This window comes from Patescibacteria group bacterium, from assembly GCA_041665345.1.
Taxonomy (GTDB): Bacteria; Patescibacteriota; Patescibacteriia; order PEXW01; family PEXW01; genus JBAYJA01.
Genome location: JBAYJA010000001.1, coordinates 417,903 through 436,550, shown reverse-complemented (window position 1 = coordinate 436,550; position 18,648 = coordinate 417,903). Strand labels below are relative to the sequence as shown.

The window sequence follows — 18,648 nt, the reverse complement described above, 5'->3', positions numbered from 1 at the left end:
GCTGAACAGAAAAACGCCCCATTAGAGCTCAAACCCCTCGTAGGTTCGAATCCTACACCTTCCGCCAGTGCTAATAACGGCAACCAAATTGACTCACAGCCGAGACGGGGTTAGTCTGTAGGTGTGTTCGTAACTCATACTGAGAGATGAAAAATCTATCGAAACCATTGAAGCGAGCCCTCACTGTAGTCTTTGGAATGGTTATCCTGGCTCTAGTTCTGGGCGGGTATTTTTTGCTGCAGCAAAAAGTTCATAGCGTAGACAACACGAACGCGTCGTCCAGTGAGAGTATTCAAGGGTTATTATTGAATGACCAAGTTAAGAAAATTGTGTACAAATACTACGACAAGGATCAAATGCAGACGCTGTATAGCAAAATCTATTTTTTGAACTCCCCAGGGGTTGGTAGCTTCGATCTAAAGAATCCATGGGTTGTCCCGAGTAGCATGGAAATTAACGGTGACGCAACTTTAACGTACATTGAGGATATCGCACCGTATTCAAAACCGGTGCAGCGAAGCCTTGTGCGGGTGAATCCCCTTGATAATTCAGCCTTACAAAAAATAGGTGTATTCAATCCCGAGAACGCTGGGAGAATCGGCGAACTCGATAAACGGACGTACTTCTTGACCGATCGCGACAAAGGCACCATCTACAGTATCGACCCAACAACCTTTACCCAGAAGACCATAACATTGCCCAGTCCGATTAGCTCATCCTATTGGACCCCAGACGTGCAAAGTATTCTTTACACTAAAAACGAAAAACCTACTGGGAAGAATACCAATATTTACGCCTTTGATATCGGGGATGGTACAGAGAAAAAATTCCTGAATCAAAAGAATGAACCAATAAGCATCCAGTTTAGCCCGTACTCCACCTACGATACCGACACACCCATATGCCAGTTTGATGAGTCCCGATATAGTCAGCAGTACTGGTGGAACGGCAGTAAATACTTTTCACCAGACAACAATCAGCTCGCTATTGATAATTGTGGCAAGGGAATTGTCGTCTTGAATTTACAAACATACACCGTCAATCAGCTTTACAAGAATGAACGAGCCTACCTCCTTGGCTGGCTCGATAACCAGACAATACTCGCCCGTGTCGAGAATAAAATCGGAGATTATCGGATCATCAGGGTGACGACTGCATCAGGCCAAGAAAGACCTATTGTTCCTGAAGATTACTACTGGGATATCTTCTGGCGCATCGCACCTGACAAGACAAAGATTGTCTACGCCGCGTCGTCGATTAACTTTACGGATTTCCAAGCACACAACATCTTCGCAACGGCGGGCAATAGCCCGAAAGCTGACATCTACCTCCTCGACCTCAGGAACAATACGCGAGAGCAACTGTTCGCTAACTACCCCCTCGAGCCCTTGGGTGGCAACATTGATGCCGTATGGTCAGCGAATAGTACAAACATCCTGCTCCAGGGGTTCAACCCAGACTCTGGGCAGAGGAAGTGCGACATTTATTCACTACAAACGAAAAACACACAAACCATAGAACCGTGTATGAATGCGGCCTGGGTCGAGTAATTTCTGAGCGCAAACGCTACAATAGAAAAACGCCCCACGGATTGTGTCCGCAGGGCGTGTTAAGGTTTTAGGTTGAGTTACTTCAGTAAGAGCATCTTTTTCGTCTCCGTGGCTTCTCCAGCCTGGAGGCGGTAGAAGTACACACCGGAAGAGTAGGGGTTAGCATCCCAAGTAGCGGTATGCTCACCCGCTGTTTGCTGTTCATCCACAAGCGTTACTACACGTTGGCCGAGGATGTTATACACATCCAGGGTTACGTGCGTGGCGCTCGGGAGAGTATAGGCAATTGTTGTTGCCGGGTTGAATGGGTTCGGGTAGTTCTGCCCAACAGCGAACACACTCGGGAGCGCTGTCTGCGCGACTTTACCCAGGTGCGCGCCGGTCTGGCTGTTCCAGATTTCGGTGTTGTCGTTCAGGTACACAAAGGTCTCGTTCGTCCCGTAGTTAATGGTCATGTACCCAGACTGGAACTGCTGCCGGTTGCCGGAGAAAGCTTCGGTGGGCGAACCAATCCGCGTGGAGATGCGGACCCCGCTGCCGTCGAGGGCCATGGTGTACGCATACAGGAAGCTGCCGGAAACACCGTACGCCTCACTCGGCCCGTTGGGGTTGTACACGAGCATGATAGACCCGTAAATCCCGCCGTCGAACGGCTGGATTTTGTAGCCCGTGCCGTCCCAGTTCTCGTTCACCAGTTGCGTCGCGTGACCCAGACCAGCCGCAGCACCGTAGCGGTCGTAGCAGTCCGTGATGGCGTACGACCAGAACTGGTTCCAACCGCTCGCGGTCCAGCCGGGGGTGAACGCCGTGATGTGGTCGTAGCAGTAAATCACGCCGTTGATGATGTACCCACGCTGAAAGTCCTGACGTCCGTAGCCCTCGTTCGGCGTGGGTCGGTACAAATTGGTAATGGGCATGCCCAGGCAGGAGTAGGGCCCGCCCTGGTTAGTTACTTGGGTACCGGCCGGATTCGGACAGGCACCGCAGTTCCAGCCCATGTGCGCCCAGTGATCCCACGGCCACCAGCCCACGTAGAAGGACTGCCGGGCAGCCCCGTACACGTCGTGGACGATTGCACCGGGTTGACCCGTGGCAACGGAGACGTAGCAGATTCTCGAGGTGTAGTCTGGCATGTACGCCTCGGTTGTACTGTAGTCGTACCACCAGTACGTGGCATTGAACCCGCCGCTCACTTGCTGCGGGCTCTGCCAGAAGCCGTACGGGTTTTTGTTGTTCAGCGGGGTGGTTTTCCTACTCGCAATCATCCCTGCAATCGTCGCATCTGGTGCGGGGCCAGTCATGTACGTGAGTGGCGTGGTTGGCGCCGCAACGACGTTCACCTGGAAGTGCATGCCGTCCCAGCCGTCAAGCAAACCTGCAAGACTATGTGAGGGGCGGAAGTACACGTCCATGAGCCCCAACTGCCGGTCAGGGGCCACCATACCGGTGAAGGTAAAAGTCGCTGTGCCGTTGGGTGCGACCGAAGCTTCCTGCATGGTGCAGGGGGTCTGATCATTGAGCCAGCCGAGGTTCCCATTATACGGGTTGTTCAGGAGGCTCACGGCCGTGTTCCCACTCGGGTCTGCGGACTTCAGGGAAATGTAGTCGTACGGGTACGCACTGAGATTGTTGTACCAGGTCGTCGTGCCCGTGTTCTTGAAGTGCACGGTAAACGTCTGGCTGGAACCTTGGACCATGGTCGTCACGCCGCCCGGAGTTTGGGAGACCCAGTCTGTGGCGTAGGTCGAGTACCACTCGATGACGTCGTTCCCTTGCGGTGGCGTCGGGTCGTAGTACATATAGTGGAACTGGGTTTCCCATATACCCACATCATGATACCCACCCTTCGTTGCATTCCAGACGCGTCGAACAAAGAACTGGATGGAATTCGTTCCGTCCCCGGTGGTGTACTCGTCACGGGAGGGGCAACCTCTTGCTCCCCATCCGCCATTGTTGATGTAGTAGCTGTAGAAGCCGGTACGGAGCAGGTATGCTTCGTTCGTCGCAGCTGGGTTATACACCTGGTTGTACGGGTCGAACATGATGCAGCAGGTACCATATGAACCACCAGAGAAGTCCTGCCGCAAGTAGGCACCATACCAGTGTATAGCGTTGGTGTTAGACCCAACCGTTGAGGTGCCACCGTTCCTCTGCTTCACGTCATCGAATTTGGCTTGAATATCTTCGTATGACGCGTGATGAGAACACCAGAGAGTAGCATCTTCGTACCCATTCTTTACATTGGTTCTCGACTGAAATGATGACGTGTTCCACCAATCAGCGGTGTGCGCGTCATCATTCTCCTTTTTTCTAATCTCCCAATGTAAGTGTGCGTTGTTGGTGCCACAAGATGTACCAGAATTGCCTAGTTCGGCAATATGCTGCCCCTTTGTAACGTTACCACCTTCCGAGACCAACGTACTTTGGAGATGGGCATACTGACTGTAAACAGTTGTATCGTAGTATCTATGCTCAATAGTCATGCAGAGCCCAAAAGAGGCATTGGTTACTATGTCAACAACTTTACCATTTGCTACTGCAAGTACGTCCTTGCCGAGGTCTCCATCCCCAGAAGTATTTGCACCGTTGTAGTCAGAACCGGGATGGTAACACCCTGATACGTCTGACCACTCATTGTAGTGATAACCACTATAATTGTAGTTATCTAGCGGTTGCCTGAAGCCTGTACTAGCTTCAGGAACTCCATCGTGGCTATAAACATTGCTTGTGAAAGCAATCATTATCGCCAACACCAAGAACAACAATTTCTTCATTACTGTTTCTCCTTTCAGGTTTTTTGTTTTTTATGTCTCAATTTTCAAATTACTTTTTACCTCTTTGCTGATGCTTAGTTTGTGAATCGAAATGTGGATAAGATTGTTTTTACTAGCGGAGCCCATGTGTCTTTATCCTTTTCGTTTGTGCTAAAAAATATATCAAAGACTTGTGAATCTGACGAAGTTATTGCTTGAATTTGGTAGAAGCCAGGCTCGGTGGCCGCATCGGTAGTAACTGTTTTCTCTTCAACAATGGCGAAGCCTGTTGCTGCTTTTTTAATTGTATACACCAAGTCGGGGAAAATTGGTCCGAATCCACTTGGATTTATTATGATATTGATGGAAGGACGGGCATCCTGATTATCTGCTATCGGTAAACCAATGAGTAAATTCTCTGTTGGTGATGTTCCATCCTTAGTTGTCTTGGGTAACAAATCGCGGATAAATGTCCATTCTTTGGGGTACTTAAAAGAAAACTTCCAGGCACTATTCTCATACGTCTTCCACCCAGCTGTGCTTACAGAGGTATTTGTATTCGAATTGTTCGCAGCGTTAGCATTGGAGTTTATAGTCGAATTGGCATTTGCGACAGTATTCGTGTTCAAGACAGTATTTGAATTAGCTACGACATTCGTGTTCTGGTTGAGAACAACGTTAGTATTGTCATTGCTGTTCGATGTAGAAGTATTTCGCGTTACCGCGTAGATGGCCCCAGCAACAGCTACCACGAGAATAACCACCAAAATAGCCCAGTTTAGGGTACTACTTGGCTTCTTGGGGGTTGGCTGACTCGATGGTGTGGAATCCATACGTTTGCTTGGTTAATGAGATACTTTCAGCCTCGCGCAGTTTTCGAGGGTTGTCAACAACATCCATCATGCGTGTTTTTTAAAAATCAGAAATACACTTCGGTTCGAACCACAATTTCGAATAATAACTAAAGCAACCCCATGTTACATTGGAGTCCACATATTTTTCTGGTTCACCCTGGTGAAGGATGTTCGAACCTTTTACCTGTTAAACCCCGGTCGACCCACGTTCAAACAGACGCTGGAGAGCTTAGAAATTTCGCGTGCCACGGATTCAGCGATGAAAGCATCATAGTCTCGTCCACTTTGGAGATCAATTGTCGAAAAGAACTCCTTTTACGCAAAGTTGGGGATAACTCTCCACAGCATTGAATATCCTGAACGCTTTGTTGGACAATCTAATATTGCAATTCTGACGATAACTAACGCCTATTCCTCGCATAAACCAGCTTTCCTAAGTAATCCTTAAACCCCTGCTTTGACCCAAGATCCGACAAGACTCCGCCGGTCTTCTTGTAAGACTTGAAATCTGTATTATCGTCTGGGAGTCGCTCCAAGAAGCCGTGAGCTGCACTCGCTCCACGCGCCTGCAGCGCCGTTAACAAATGTAGACCTTCTCTCGCACGAGTTACTGCAACATAGAAAGCATTTTGAGTTGTGTAGCTCATGTTCACATTGTCAAACCCTAAGATGATAACATTGTCTGCCGACAACCCTTTGGACCCAACTATAGTGAGGAATTCAACAGCACTCATTGAACCCGCCTGAAGCTCCGATACTTCTGCCGCGTCATCAGCCTCTTCCTCCAAAGTGGCAATTTCATGCTCTTTTATCGGTCTATTTTCCAGGTCGAGAAGAAGTGCCTCTTTGTTCAACTCACCTAAAATTTTGCTAAGTAGATTGAGCGACTTAGATATATCCGACAATTCATCCAGGATTGCTTTTACCTGCAAACATTTCTTATTAATGTCAACGATTTCTTCGTCATCAAGATCGCAAAGATGGACACCGTTTGCTAATGCCTTTTCAATCAACTCTACAGATCTCTCTGGAGAGAGGTTCTCATAGAACATGACTTTCCTGAAAGCGAAGTTCCCGTTGGGATTCTTTGCAACCGAATAGTAGGCTAGTAGTCTATAGTAGTCACTGTCAAAACCATGCCCCTCACCACGAAACGGTGCAATCAATTTCTCGAGTTCTCCAACGTTATCCTTTCCCAAGAACGTTGCGCCACGCGACGGCGAAAGAATTAACAGGAAAGCGTCTTTCTTCGTTCCTTCGGCTAACTCTTTCATTCGCGCTTCGATTTCCAGTTTATGATCCTTGACGAATTTCGAAAGGTAGTCGATCGCTGCTGATGGTGTAGCACATGCAACGACTTGCACTTTCGGTTTATCGTCCCGACTTTTAATTGGAAGGTAGAGCTTCTCAATTCTGTTCGCATCCGCAGACTGTGAGATGAAAGCGTCTGCAGCTTTAGTGATGTGATAACTACAGCGTCCACAAAACGGTAACATTGCGTTAACAATCTTCTCGTCCTTATAGCGTCCTCGAATAAGCGCAGCGTTCCCCGACTTAAGTTTCTCATAGAGCACTTGCTCGTCATCTCCGACAATCAGCAATTCCTTAGCGTTCTGCGTAAGTCGACTAATGAACTGATTCTCTGCCTCGTTGAAATCCTGATATTCATCCACGATATAGTAAGATGGCTCAATCAGAGTTGCGTTCTCTTGCAAGGCATCACGTGCTCTAGTAATGAGATCAGCGAAGCCAGCAGCGTTATAAAATTTGCACAAAGTATTGTATGAGTAATGTATCGTCTTCCATTCACCAGTCGTCTTTGGAATTGCGGTATGTAGTTGCTCTTCAAACGCACTCCACGTGTACTCAGCGTCCTCTTGAACCGATGAAAGAGCAAGGGCATCGGCCCAAACAACAGTCTTCCAAGATTGACCAATGATTCGAATATACCTTTCAAACGGCCACTCCTGGGTACCACCATTTTCTTCTAGAACGCTTCGAGCTAGTCTGTGAAGTGTCGAAACTGTTATTTTCTTCTTTTGTTCAGTTGAAAGCTTCGTGTCCTGTTGTATGTCGCCTTGTAAATCCGCAACGAGCTTGCGTACGAAAGTTGTTACAATAACTTCAGCGTCGTTGTCGTTCGTGTACCAAGCATCGATTCTCTCTAGAAACAGATGGCTTTTTCCAGTTCCTGGACCCGACACAATCAAGTCATTTGATCCGATCAATTGGGCTATCGCCGCTGCATTCGCATTCCTATATTCAGCACGTTTTGTGTCATCAAGCCTTTCAAGGGACTGACGAAGCACCTTGAGTTCCTCAGTATCGAAGGGTCTGCCATCTGCATTAATGAGATATCTTATTGCCATTGATTTGCTCCTTTTCATTCCATAGATAATCAATACTATTCCACCAACGCAATGATAAAGCCGATGCTCTAGCCCCACAAGAGGCCTGGCAGACGCATGTTATCCACAAGCAAGGGCAAAAGTTGTTCCGAAGATACTGGTTTTCCTCTATGGTTCCGGGACTTGGATTCGAACCAAGATACTGGGCTTCAAAGGCCCATGTCCTGCCGTTAGACGATCCCGGAGTATTGCCTGGAGGTTACACTCCCCTGCCTAGACTTTCAAGTACCGCCGGGTGGCAATGACTGCGCTGACCACACAGAGCACCACAGCGCCCAAAAATTCGAAGCCCAGAATTGGCCAAAAATTGGTTTGCAAAATCCCTTGGACACTCACATCTGTGCCACTGAAGAAAAACCTATGCATCGCTGGCGCAGCGCTCTGCCACAGGAAGAGCATCAGCAGCACTGCAGCACCCGCGCCAATGATACTATACAATGCACTTTCGAGTATGAAAGGCGCGCGGATGAACGCATTGGATGCACCTACCAAGCGCATGATCCCAATCTCTTCCCGATGAGTGTAGATGGCGATCCGGATGGTATTGAACACCACAATGAGCGAGAGCAAGACGAACACGGCACTCACCGCAAAACCCACTTGCCGTACTCGTTGGGTAATGGATTGCAACTTCTCCATCACAGCTTTGGCGTCCTTGAAGTCTCGATCTTTATTCTCTACCAGACCGCTGTTCTCAGGGGAATCAATAGCTTGCAGCACAGTTTCGTAATCCTCCAATCGTTCAGCGGTAATAACCAACCGACCTGGTAGAGGATTTTCCGTTAGCTCTTGTAGCAGTTGCTGAATATTTGGGTCATCGGCGTGCAACGTTCGAAACGCTTCCAACGCTTCAGTTTGGCTCTGGAAAACAATCTTCTGCACATGTGGCAATTGCGCCAAACGCTCCCGGAGTTCTTGCGCCTGCGCATCAGTCACCTCCCGTTTCAATTCCAAAGAAACATCCACGCGCTGCTCCACGGTTTGCAACGCACGTTGGCCTAAGGCTTGGAGGGCAGCCACTAAGCTTACGGAAAAGGTTGCCACTGTGAGGATGATGACGGTCACGATCGACAACCACAAATTTCGCTTAAAATTCTGGGCGGCAAACTTGAGCGCGCGTGAAGTTTGCAGAAGGATCATAAGCGGTATTTTCCAGTACTCTGGTCAGCCACCAGGTGCCCCCGATCCATGGTGAGCACGCGTTTCCGCAGACCATTCACAATTTCCCGGTTGTGGGTCACCAAGACGATGGTGGTGCCGAAGCTATTAATCTTCAAAAGCAGCTCCACAATTTCATGAGCGTTAATAGTATCCAAATTCCCGGTTGGTTCATCCGCCACCAAAATCTTGGGCCGGTGTACCAATGACCGCGCAATGACTACCCGCTGCTGCTCCCCACCCGACACTTCCCGGGGGAAACGTTTCTGCTTGTGCTCCAGGCCCACAATTTTTAGCACCTGCGGGACAATCTGCTTAATTTTCTCCGTTGACGCTCCAGACACCTCCAAGGCAAAGGCGACATTCTCAAACAGCGTCTTCTGGGGCAGGAGTTTAAAATCTTGGAACACCACTCCAATTTGCCGGCGAAGCAGCGGCACGTCCTTGGAGTTAATTTTTGTAATATCCCAATCGCCAATAATCACCCGGCCAGAGCTGGGTTGCTCCTCTGCAATAATGAGTTTTGCCAAGGTCGTCTTCCCAGTACCCGACTGCCCCACAATGGAGACAAACTCACCCGACTCTATCCGCACCGAAATATCCTTCAGCGCTGTCACGCCGTGTGGGTAAAACTTTGTAACGTTCTCCAGCGTAATCATTTGAGATTTGCAAAACCGACGCTGAAGGCATTTTCCATTTCCGCATAGTGCTTGGTGCTGGAAATATTCCCAAGGGTGACGGCAACCAGTGTCCGGCTCGTGGTCTTCCCTTTCACCTGGCCAATGAGACAGTAACCGGATTCCTCAATGTATCCGGTTTTGATGCCGGTAATTTGCCACTGCGTCTGCAACAACTTATTCCGATTCGTTATGGTGTGCGCTTTCTTTGTATTCAAGGTGCTAAAGGTGTAGAACTTCTTCACCGAGACACGCTGGATTTCTGGCTTGCTGAAGGCAATAGCGGCGAGCTTGGCCATGTCTGCAGCTGAGCCCTGGTTTGCAGGGTCCAGACCTGTGGGATCGCCAAACGTCAGTGAGGTCAAACCCAATGCTTGGGCTTTCTCGTTCATGAGTTTCACAAATTGCGCATCCGTGAGTTTGGTGGATCGAACCAAGGCGCGGGTGGCATTATTCGCCGACCCAATGAGCATGGCATGCCACAAATCATTCGTGGTCATCGTTTCCCCTACCGACACCTGCAGGCAGGAGCAAATGGTAGCATCACTCTTCTGGTAGGTCACCACATTTTGGAATGTTGGCTTCCGATCCAGGTAGACCAGGGCAGTCATGAGTTTGGACAAACTGGCAATTGGGTGCCGCTCATCAGCGTTTTTCACCGCAACCAGTACCCCCTTATCCACATCGTAGACAGCGCCCGCCGTACTGGTAATTGGCAGCGCAACCGCGGTAGTTGACGTTGCGGTTGGGGTTGGCGTTGGGGCAACAACCTGCTCACCTGCAACGAGTGGGGTGACTGCTGCAACTTTCACTTTTGCCACACCACCATTTGTTCCTTTAATTTTCTTGAAGGCTGTATACACCAGGTCCACTATCCGCCCGCGGACGTAAGGTCCTCGGGACACCACTCTGACGATGGTGGATTTTCCATTTTCTACATTCGTTACCCTCAGCTTGGTGCCCATGGGGTAGACATTGTGCGCCACGCCATCTGGGTACTTGGTACTGCGATACCAGCTGGCAATCCCCACTTCTTCACGCAGATCTTCCACCACCACCAGGTAGCCGTTGGTAAAAAGTTTGTTCTTCGTCACCTCCCACACTTTCCGCACGGGGTTGTAGAAGTAGATGTACAGCGGACGGTAATTCTGCACCGCAACTTTTGGTGCAATGGTTAAGCCGGGCGCATTGAAACGAAGGAGTGACGCATCCGGGGCATTGAGCGATACGTACACTGCAGCCGCGCGCTGCTTCACGTAGGTTGGGAGTGGTGAAGGTAATGGAACATCTGGTGTTGCAAGGAACGACCCAGCCGCTGGAACTACCCCTTTGGGTAGGGTCAGCGTGTAGGATTTGTACCCAATCTGCTGTGCTGCGCTTGTTGGATCAACTGGGAGAACCGTGCTGGACGGCGAAACCACCGCATCGGGACCAAAAACTCCAGCCGTGGTTGCAACATCGGTTACCGGAACAACGGTGAAAGACAAAGCGCGGGTTGCGCCGGTGAGGAAATTATCAGTTCCAAGTTTGGTACCCACAATACTCCAGGTTCCGTTTGCGTAACTCAGGAGCACAGTCTTGGTATTGACGACGGGCGTGGCGAGCTGTTTCAACCAGAGGTCAGACGAAGCAATGGTTGCGCCATCCGCTGGGGTGATGCTCACACTGAAAGCTCGGCCAGCAGCGGTGTAACGGCTAGGTAGCGCGGTTGGGAGGGCTGCATCAGGCGTTACCGTGACCTGCGCAGGTGCAGCAAAAAGGTTTGGCCGTAAACCAAGGATGAACGCATTCTCTACTCGGATTTCCTGGCCTTTGGTTGCATAGTCTGCTGAAAGGTGCACCACAGTTGGTTCAGCTGCGCGCGCTGGCGCAACCAAGCCAATGCCAACAACCAAGGCGAGGATGATTAGACTCTTTTTGATGTACTGTCGCTGAGTCATGGTATGTGGGTTATGCGGCGATGTGTGTGATGAAAAGGTTTTTCTTGGACTTTGTGGGCAAAGCGAGCTGGCTTGCCGGCCGTAGCTCTGAGAACAACTTTTTGTCCTCCTTCGCTCGGAAGCTTCGGAGGACAGCCTTCGCCCTCGCCAGAGCTCGAGGCGAAGGCTGGAGCCGATGGGCGGATTCGAACCGCCGACCTTCGCTTTACAAAAGCGTTGCTCTACCACTGAGCTACATCGGCATACACTTTTGGAAAACGATGGAAAGGTTCGCCGCGTTGGCGGAGTTATGCGAGCTGGCTTGCCGGCCGTAGCCTGAGTACAGACGTCGTACCCTCCTTCGCTCGGAAGCTTCGGAGGACAGCCTTCGCCCTCGCCAGAGCTCGAGGCGAAGGCTGGAGCGGGTAACGGGAATCGAACCCGTATCTCATCCTTGGGAAGGATGCATACTACCACTGTACTATACCCGCCAACAAATTTTATTGGTTGGTATTGGTGTCCGTGGCAGCTTCCGTACAGCTTGGTTCGCTCTTTTCCAAAATGCCACACTTCGCTTCCCAGCGGAACCGGGGTTCAAAGAGCATCACCTTTGCTTCTTCCGCCAAGGTGTTCACTTTGTCCTGCAGCCAGGTACTCACATCAGCCGTGACCAGAATCCGACGAAGCATGAGCGTGGCTGGATCCGTGCTCTTTGCGCCTGCCGTCCGCTTTTCCAACCACAGTATTTCAAACCCGCGCGGGGTTTCCAGCACCTCAGAAATTGCACCTTCCTTCAACGCACCCACCGCTTCTGCCGCAGTGCCATATTCGTCAGCGATCTTGTCGCTCTTGATTGCTTCCAGCTGGCCACCTTTGGTCGCACTCACGTCATCGCTTTTCTCTTTGGCAATGTCAGCAAACCGCTTGGTATCTGCCATCACTTCTGTACGCACACCATCAGCTTCCTTCCGAATTTCCGCAATGTAGGAATCTGCCAACTTCTGCTGGTACACCTGCGGTCGAATCACTTTCACCTTGAATTGCTCCACGGTCCAACCGTAGAGATTTTGAATATCCTCTTCCACGTTGTTCGTGCCGCTGTACTGCTGCACAAAAGCGTCAAAAGTTTGGTTCACATCTGCATCGGTCACCGTCACTTTTCGCTCTTTGGCCAATTTTGCCAAAAGCGCCTCCCCCACCATCTTGTTCAGCGCAAGTTGGCGCACCCGTACGTCCCACGGCAAGGGCTCATTCGCCTTTGCGTCTGGTGGCGAATTGCGTTCCAAATACCGAGAAATATTTGGCACATCTTTCTGATAGTCAGCGTAGGATACCCACTGCCCGGCGACGATAGCCACGGGGTAGGGCAACACCTGTGCCGGTAAAAGCAGAGTGGACTGCTGCCAGCTAAAGCGCATGTACCCAACGGCAAAAACGGCAACAATAACTACAATGGCCGCGCCAAGCCACAACCCAATCCGCTTTGCCCAGTGGATAGGTGGCGGTGGCAACTGCTTCAAGCCATGGTGCTCTGGATCTGGCAAGCTGCCAGGGGCTTTGGCAATTTCCGCGTGCACGGCCGCGTGCTCTGGGTGAAGTGAAGTATCTGGCACGTTGCTTACTGGGTTTTGGTCAGGCATATGCACGGGGTTAGGAGGCGGAGCCAAAGAAGTACGTCCACCAGCGATGAGAATTTGAAGATTTGGAAGTGGTTTGCTGCGTTGTGGCAACTGTGTCCGTGGCGTCTTCGGTTGTTGTGGTATCCGGCACAATGAGCACGGATTCCCCAGGTTTCTGCAGATTCAGGCGTTTGCGCGCTTCCCGCTCCCGGAAACTGTCCGTATTAATGGCAGCCACGTACTCGCCCAGGCTGCGGTTCTGCGCTTCCAGCTCCGCAATCTGCTTTTCCAGCACGGCCACTTCACGCCGCAACGCCACCCGCCGGACAATCTCTTTGGTAATCCCTACCAGGAGAAAGGCAATGATCAAGACCTCGAGCACGATGACGCCTCGGGAGGTCAGGAGACGCGCAAATTTTCCTTTTCCTTTTGCTGCAGACATGACGAAATGTGTGAATGCACCGGTTACTATTCTGACAAAAAACTACCGGTTCGTCAACTATAGCACATTTTCGCCTTCACAGGTTGTTCACCCCAATTTTACAGAATATCCGCCCGTTGGACTGCTTTCCACGCCCCCGGCTGCAGCCGACCCAAAGTCAGCTTATTCATTCGAATCCGACGGAGCCGGAGCACATCACCCTGCAATTGCCCAAACATCCGCCGCACCTGCCGGTTCCAGCCCTGGTGCAGGGTCACGTGGTAGATTTGGGGCGACACCCGTTCGATCCTATCAAACTTGGCCATCCCCTCTTTGAGCTTGATTCCTTCAGTAAGCGCGCGGTCTGCCTCCGTGCTCAGCGGCCGGGACAAGGTGACTTCATACTCTTTTTCATGTTCGTACCGTGGATGGGTCAGCAGGTTGGTCAATTCGCCATCATTGGTAAGAAGCACCAGGCCTTCCGAGTCTTTGTCCAAGCGACCAGCGATGACTAAATCACGAGCATCGGGAATAAGTTGATACACCGTCCGCTCACTTTGGTACTGCGCCCGGGTGCAGGTGACGCCAACAGGTTTGTTGCAGGCAATGTACCGGAAGTCTGTAACGGAGGTGAGCATCTGCCCATTCACCTCCACCATGTCCACGGCAGGGTTGATGGTTGTCCCAAGCTTGGTCACTTTTTCGCCATTTACAAAAACCCGACCATCAGTAATGAGCGTCTCCGCTTTCCGGCGGGACACAATGCCCGTACTGGCAATAAATTTTTGGAGGCGGGTGGGAGCCATGGTAGTAGGACCCAAGTCTAAACCTTCAAGCCAAGAATACCAAGCAACTGCTCTTTCAATTTTTCCAGGTTTGTAAAAGCAATCCCTTGCATCCCAATTTGCCTTGCAGCTTGGACATTCTTTTCAATGTCATCAATGAAGAGGCATTCCTCAGGCTGGACGCCAAGATCCTTGGCCGAATAATGATACACATCCAAAATTGGCTTTCGCATTTTTAAGTTGTAAGAACTAACAATTGAATCAAAGAGACGGTGCATATGAAAGCGGTCAATCAAATACTCTTCTAACCCTTTGGTAAAATTGGAAAGCAAGCCAATTTTGTAGGTGCGCTTCAATTTTTTAATGAGCCTAACCATTTCTTCATCTATATGGCTGGTGCTATCCCATTCTGTAAATAATTGCTCAAAAACTTCACGGGAAATTGGGGTTTGCGGTTTTGCTCGGTCGTAAAAATCAAGCGCGCTATGGTACTTTCCATCTCCACCCTCTCGTAAATACTCGAAAAAAAGATCATGGATACTGTCTTTGGGTAAATTGAGGGACTGTGCCCGTTTGGGGCTCATTGTCTCATCATCCCAAAAACAAATAACGTCTCCAAAATCAAAAATAATAGCCTTAATGGTTTTTTGAGATTCTTGGTTCGCCATACATTTTTCAGCGAATACTAGGGCCTTATTCTAACTTCAGCGAGGTAGGGAGGTCTCAATTCAAGTACTGCACGAAATTTTCTCATTGGCTTCCCATGTCCAGGTTTAATTAAATACTCTGGTCGTGTTGGTAATTGCTTACTTTGCCATTTTCCATCCTTCAACCATTGAATTGTTGCTGTCTTGAAATGTACAGGATACATGACTCTTTTGACAATGAAAGCTGATCCTTGCGTCTTCCTCCCCATCGGGTGAGGAACGCTTATTGGGAAGGGAATTCTTTGTGCCTTTTTCTTACCTACTGGTAAGAAGTAATTACAATTCTTTCGTTCCCCTATTGGATCGCGTGATCCTTTACCTTCAGAACAAAAAACCAAAACCCTACCAGGTTTCTTCTTTTGAATCTCATGATACCAAAGCTCAAGGGTTTTCCGATGTTGGAAAGACCAAAGGGTCCAACCTATTCTCCTAATCTCACGTTGCTTTCTTACAATAATTTCATCAGCGTTCTCTCCGGCGTGAGGACCAAATGGGTGCCAGAAGCCAATTTTGAATTGCGCATTCCCTACTCTCATATTAGCTGGGGATTTTTCTATACTTCGAGTATATCTTTTCGAAATCTTTGTCTTGATAGACGATGATGAACCTGTCTCTGTACAGTAGGCCTTGGATAATGGAGCCAACAATAAGGCCAAGAAGTACTGGATGATGCACATTAACGACGAGGAGAATGATCAGTGCAACCGAGAGCCAAATCCAATGGTGGATATGCACTCTATACTTTCCAAGCTTGGGCCGAATAGACCGCCCAATTTTATCACCCTCGTACTTGCCAAGGAAAATTTTGCATAGCAAAAAACTGACTGTTGCGGCTATGAAGAACTGTGCGATGAGGACTAGAGACATGTATCTCTTTGATAAATATTTATGAGTTCAAGCTATCTTTGTAATCTCGCAGGATTGCATAGCTGCAAGCAAATCATGCTTCAAAACTTCAAACGTATCAACAGTACGCTCCGGAGTTTGGACAATTGCACCGTTTCCATACAGTACAACTTTCACATTGTCGTCTACATGAAAAATTGCTACATAGCCTCGAAGTCTCAAGGTTTCGTAAGGATTTGGGGCTATGCCTGGAAGCAACATTTTCCCTGTGATATGCAAGTCAGGATTGGAAAGGTTAAATAAGTCAGCCATGACATCAGACTCAAGACGGAGCTTCAAAGAGGGTGTGCCATTGCCAACATCACTGTGGGTTGTACAGCCACCTTCGTAGAGCTGGCCGACATACTGACCGGCGGTAAGTGAACCGCTAGTCGTAAATTCCCATCCTTCAATGGAGGTCATTGGTTGCGGATCGCCAAAGGTATGCAGCCAACTGTTTTGGTCAGCGATCGCCAACTGAAAATGATCCTGTACTGTCCAGGTTTTTTGCGATGGGAGCTTCACGATATATCCTCCAAGCCAGGCTTGATACTCCGGGGCATGTCGGTCAAATCGAGTAGAACTGCCATGCACAATATGCCCCATGGTCCAGTAATCAACCCCTTCTTCCACATTGATTCCAAATTTCTTAAATGTATTCGTTATGTCCCACTCAACCATGCCCTGAATAAAACGGCCAGGAATCTTCCGAAAAGCGAGCGCATACCCAATTGTATGCTCAAACTTCCGAACTTTGGGTCGGAAAATAGCTTGGACAAATTTCTGAAATAGCGTCTGGATCATGCGGTGCTTTTACAATACGTCATTTGATAATGTGTTTGGGAACCAGTCTTCCTAATACTCGCTAGACCTCAATCACCACAAAATATCCTTCTTTAAGTGCATGAATGGGTAGGGATGCATCGCCATAGTTCGAAAGCTCTGCATATGCCTTGTCCCAATCAATGGGACCACGTAAATCATCTTGGCCGTATGCAGACTTATAGTGAGCTAGAAATTTTATTGGAAGTATCCCAAGTCCATCCATACATTTTCGCCAGTCACAGGTCCAAAAATGTTTTGCCATTGCATGGGAACTTGCTGAACTTGTACCAATAGTTTTTCCTTGAAATATTTTCTGCAAATCAAACTGCCGTAACCAATATTGCAATAAGAGATCATCTCCACCGCTAATGTACACTGCGTCAGCGTCAACAACCTGCTTCTCAAAAGTATCGGGAAATGCAATATCAAAAATCGGTTCAACACCGTTTGTAACCGCCGCACGAATTCTCTCTATCCCCTGTTTATACTTTTCATCCCAATCTTCTCGCGGTACTGCAAAATAGCAGAGCAATACTTTGGGTTTTGTGCCAAATTCCTTCAGCAATTCATTGTAGAATTTTTTTGCGAGTTCAGGCTTGTTGGATAGTCCACCGGAATTAACAAAATATTTTGTCATAGTAATGGAATTACAACTGCAACAACTTCTCTACCTGAGAAACGTCGGAATAGAGGTATGCACGTATCCCCAGCTTTCCAGCTGACTCCACATTTGAAGACTGGTCATCAAAATACGCCAGGTCGCCCGGCTCGGTAATGACCTGAGAACGACGTAATTCATCAATGATAAACCTGTAATACTTTGGATCTGGTTTTTTGACCCCAATATCCGCCGAAGAAAATACTTTATCAAATACCCCAGGGAACATACTTTCCTTGATAAACTGCGTGCGATACTTCTCTTGGTTTGTAGCAAGGTAGCACCGAATCCCATTTTTCCTGGCTTGTTGGATGAGCGTTACCAATGCTTCGTTTCTCACATTCTCCGCTGCAAACCACTGCTTCAAAAGGTCTTCCATGGAGCCATCCCATTGCCAGAGTGCACGACGCTCTTCCAGGAGCTCTTTGAGATCACGCTTCCCAATGAGCGCCTCACCAAAACGCTCATCAAAAAAAGACCCAAGCACTTTGGCATCAAGTCCATGCGCTGCAGCATACTGCACGGAAAACGGCGCCTGGGGAATAATCGTCACTCCATCAGCATCGAAGAGTACAGCACGTGGTTTCGGTTCGGTCATATGGTGACTCAGTTCTTCTGGGGTCCTCGCGAACGTAGCATAGACTAAGCGGTGCGAAGGAGTACTCGTTAAGCAGCACTGCCAGAGCTGTATTATACGGCTTTTCTTACGATTTTTCTATGGAAAAATGAGGAACGTGGGTCGCCCCCGGAAAATTAAATCGGACGTAAATATTTTTTCCGGAGGATGAGTATCAGCACAATAATTCCGTTCGATACTACCAAGCTCGATACATAGAGTGACGTGACCAGCGAATAACTTGCGATAGCTAGTAGTGCGAAAACATTTGAAATTGCACTTAATAGGTATGTGGGAACGGTTTCACTATTTGGGTCAACATACCCTTTTCGGTAGGTAGGAAGAAATGCAACAAAGTCGATTAGGGTCACTAGAATTACTGAAAGCGTGGGATTATGTTGCAGCAACCAAACAATAATAGTGGCGATTGACCCAATAAGACAGAGTGTATCAAACCGTGTAATATTCTTTGTTCCGTACTTAAACGAAAGAAAAAATATTGAAATACAAAATAATGCCCCAACGGCTAAGCCAAGAGCGCCAAAATGTCCTCCCCCACGGACAATTGCCACAACGCCAACTGATTGAAGAATACTCCATACCAGCCACGAATAGATGTGAGGTTTTGTTTTCTTTGCGAATATATCCTTAAAGTACGGCAGAAAACAGACGATTGCGAAAACCGTAGAAATTATTCCAAATATCAGCTTAAGATTCATGGCAAAGCTTTATTGTTATTGAACCACTAGAGTCTACCGATACTTGGCTCTCTTTGCAGGGGAACAAGGATTCCCCACCTACCTTCGCTTACGA

At 48.8% G+C, this 18,648-nt stretch carries 17 protein-coding genes and 3 tRNA genes; 1 reads left to right on the top strand and 19 read right to left on the bottom strand.

The window, feature by feature from the left end; translation table 11 throughout:
- Positions 1-146 precede the first annotated feature (146 nt).
- Positions 147-1,550, top strand: a complete 1,404-nt coding sequence (locus tag WCV85_02325; protein ID MFA6473685.1) for a hypothetical protein — start codon at positions 147-149, stop codon at positions 1,548-1,550.
- A 77-nt stretch (positions 1,551-1,627) separates the two neighbouring features.
- On the opposite strand, the gene WCV85_02320 is transcribed toward WCV85_02325, so the two are convergent.
- From WCV85_02320 to WCV85_02230, 19 genes are all read right to left on the bottom strand, one after another.
- Positions 1,628-4,324, bottom strand: a complete 2,697-nt coding sequence (locus WCV85_02320; GenBank protein ID MFA6473684.1) for a peptidoglycan DD-metalloendopeptidase family protein — start codon at positions 4,322-4,324, stop codon at positions 1,628-1,630.
- A gap of 74 nt (positions 4,325-4,398) precedes the next feature.
- Positions 4,399-5,136: a hypothetical protein gene (locus tag WCV85_02315; GenBank protein ID MFA6473683.1), complete on the bottom strand. Its 738-nt coding sequence runs from the start codon at positions 5,134-5,136 to the stop codon at positions 4,399-4,401.
- 422 nt (positions 5,137-5,558) lie between these two features.
- On the bottom strand, positions 5,559-7,559 hold the full coding sequence (locus WCV85_02310; protein MFA6473682.1) for a UvrD-helicase domain-containing protein: 2,001 nt from the start codon (positions 7,557-7,559) through the stop codon (positions 5,559-5,561).
- Between the two features lie 117 nt (positions 7,560-7,676).
- Positions 7,677-7,750 (bottom strand) — tRNA-Gln (locus WCV85_02305).
- Between the two features lie 28 nt (positions 7,751-7,778).
- Positions 7,779-8,705, bottom strand: a complete 927-nt coding sequence (locus tag WCV85_02300) for a permease-like cell division protein FtsX (protein ID MFA6473681.1) — start codon at positions 8,703-8,705, stop codon at positions 7,779-7,781.
- Positions 8,702-9,382, bottom strand: a complete 681-nt coding sequence (ftsE, locus tag WCV85_02295) for a cell division ATP-binding protein FtsE (GenBank protein MFA6473680.1) — start codon at positions 9,380-9,382, stop codon at positions 8,702-8,704. The genes WCV85_02300 and ftsE overlap by 4 nt, the downstream gene beginning before the upstream one ends.
- On the bottom strand, positions 9,379-11,340 hold the full coding sequence (locus tag WCV85_02290) for an RlpA-like double-psi beta-barrel domain-containing protein (GenBank protein ID MFA6473679.1): 1,962 nt from the start codon (positions 11,338-11,340) through the stop codon (positions 9,379-9,381). The genes ftsE and WCV85_02290 overlap by 4 nt, the downstream gene beginning before the upstream one ends.
- A gap of 167 nt (positions 11,341-11,507) precedes the next feature.
- Positions 11,508-11,582 (bottom strand) — tRNA-Thr (locus WCV85_02285).
- 154 nt (positions 11,583-11,736) lie between these two features.
- Positions 11,737-11,810 (bottom strand) — tRNA-Gly (locus tag WCV85_02280).
- Positions 11,811-11,819: 9 nt separating this feature from the next.
- A complete protein-coding gene (locus WCV85_02275) occupies positions 11,820-12,959 on the bottom strand; it encodes a peptidylprolyl isomerase (protein MFA6473678.1) in 1,140 nt (379 codons plus the stop codon).
- A gap of 10 nt (positions 12,960-12,969) precedes the next feature.
- Positions 12,970-13,380: a septum formation initiator family protein gene (locus WCV85_02270; GenBank protein ID MFA6473677.1), complete on the bottom strand. Its 411-nt coding sequence runs from the start codon at positions 13,378-13,380 to the stop codon at positions 12,970-12,972.
- 98 nt (positions 13,381-13,478) lie between these two features.
- Complete coding sequence (locus WCV85_02265) at positions 13,479-14,165, bottom strand: pseudouridine synthase (GenBank protein MFA6473676.1); 687 nt, start codon at positions 14,163-14,165, stop codon at positions 13,479-13,481.
- A gap of 17 nt (positions 14,166-14,182) precedes the next feature.
- Positions 14,183-14,812: an HAD family phosphatase gene (locus tag WCV85_02260; GenBank protein MFA6473675.1), complete on the bottom strand. Its 630-nt coding sequence runs from the start codon at positions 14,810-14,812 to the stop codon at positions 14,183-14,185.
- A 17-nt stretch (positions 14,813-14,829) separates the two neighbouring features.
- Positions 14,830-15,387 carry a hypothetical protein gene (locus WCV85_02255; protein ID MFA6473674.1) on the bottom strand — a complete coding sequence of 186 codons (558 nt, stop codon included), beginning with the start codon at positions 15,385-15,387 and terminating at the stop codon, positions 14,830-14,832.
- 1 nt (position 15,388) lies between these two features.
- Positions 15,389-15,718 (bottom strand): hypothetical protein, encoded by a 330-nt coding sequence (locus WCV85_02250; protein MFA6473673.1) that lies wholly within the window; start codon positions 15,716-15,718, stop codon positions 15,389-15,391.
- Positions 15,719-15,745: 27 nt separating this feature from the next.
- Positions 15,746-16,540 (bottom strand): hypothetical protein, encoded by a 795-nt coding sequence (locus WCV85_02245; protein ID MFA6473672.1) that lies wholly within the window; start codon positions 16,538-16,540, stop codon positions 15,746-15,748.
- 61 nt (positions 16,541-16,601) lie between these two features.
- Positions 16,602-17,198, bottom strand: coding sequence for a hypothetical protein (locus WCV85_02240; GenBank protein ID MFA6473671.1), 597 nt, complete (start codon positions 17,196-17,198; stop codon positions 16,602-16,604).
- 10 nt (positions 17,199-17,208) lie between these two features.
- On the bottom strand, positions 17,209-17,817 hold the full coding sequence (locus WCV85_02235; protein MFA6473670.1) for an HAD family hydrolase: 609 nt from the start codon (positions 17,815-17,817) through the stop codon (positions 17,209-17,211).
- 155 nt (positions 17,818-17,972) lie between these two features.
- On the bottom strand, positions 17,973-18,554 hold the full coding sequence (locus WCV85_02230) for a hypothetical protein (GenBank protein MFA6473669.1): 582 nt from the start codon (positions 18,552-18,554) through the stop codon (positions 17,973-17,975).
- Positions 18,555-18,648: the final 94 nt, after the last annotated feature.

Excerpts from the sequence above, each read along its gene's own strand:
- WCV85_02325 (MFA6473685.1), top strand. The coding sequence starts at position 147 with ATGAAAAATCTATCGAAACCATTGAAGCGAGCCCTCACTGTAGTCTTT.
- WCV85_02320 (MFA6473684.1), bottom strand. The coding sequence starts at position 4,324 with ATGAAGAAATTGTTGTTCTTGGTGTTGGCGATAATGATTGCTTTCACA.
- WCV85_02315 (MFA6473683.1), bottom strand. The coding sequence starts at position 5,136 with ATGGATTCCACACCATCGAGTCAGCCAACCCCCAAGAAGCCAAGTAGT.
- WCV85_02300 (MFA6473681.1), bottom strand. The coding sequence starts at position 8,705 with ATGATCCTTCTGCAAACTTCACGCGCGCTCAAGTTTGCCGCCCAGAAT.
- ftsE (MFA6473680.1), bottom strand. The coding sequence starts at position 9,382 with ATGATTACGCTGGAGAACGTTACAAAGTTTTACCCACACGGCGTGACA.
- WCV85_02290 (MFA6473679.1), bottom strand. The coding sequence starts at position 11,340 with ATGACTCAGCGACAGTACATCAAAAAGAGTCTAATCATCCTCGCCTTG.
- WCV85_02275 (MFA6473678.1), bottom strand. The coding sequence starts at position 12,959 with ATGCCTGACCAAAACCCAGTAAGCAACGTGCCAGATACTTCACTTCAC.
- WCV85_02270 (MFA6473677.1), bottom strand. The coding sequence starts at position 13,380 with ATGTCTGCAGCAAAAGGAAAAGGAAAATTTGCGCGTCTCCTGACCTCC.
- WCV85_02265 (MFA6473676.1), bottom strand. The coding sequence starts at position 14,165 with ATGGCTCCCACCCGCCTCCAAAAATTTATTGCCAGTACGGGCATTGTG.
- WCV85_02260 (MFA6473675.1), bottom strand. The coding sequence starts at position 14,812 with ATGGCGAACCAAGAATCTCAAAAAACCATTAAGGCTATTATTTTTGAT.
- WCV85_02255 (MFA6473674.1), bottom strand. The coding sequence starts at position 15,387 with ATGAGAGTAGGGAATGCGCAATTCAAAATTGGCTTCTGGCACCCATTT.
- WCV85_02250 (MFA6473673.1), bottom strand. The coding sequence starts at position 15,718 with ATGTCTCTAGTCCTCATCGCACAGTTCTTCATAGCCGCAACAGTCAGT.
- WCV85_02245 (MFA6473672.1), bottom strand. The coding sequence starts at position 16,540 with ATGATCCAGACGCTATTTCAGAAATTTGTCCAAGCTATTTTCCGACCC.
- WCV85_02240 (MFA6473671.1), bottom strand. The coding sequence starts at position 17,198 with ATGACAAAATATTTTGTTAATTCCGGTGGACTATCCAACAAGCCTGAA.
- WCV85_02235 (MFA6473670.1), bottom strand. The coding sequence starts at position 17,817 with ATGACCGAACCGAAACCACGTGCTGTACTCTTCGATGCTGATGGAGTG.
- WCV85_02230 (MFA6473669.1), bottom strand. The coding sequence starts at position 18,554 with ATGAATCTTAAGCTGATATTTGGAATAATTTCTACGGTTTTCGCAATC.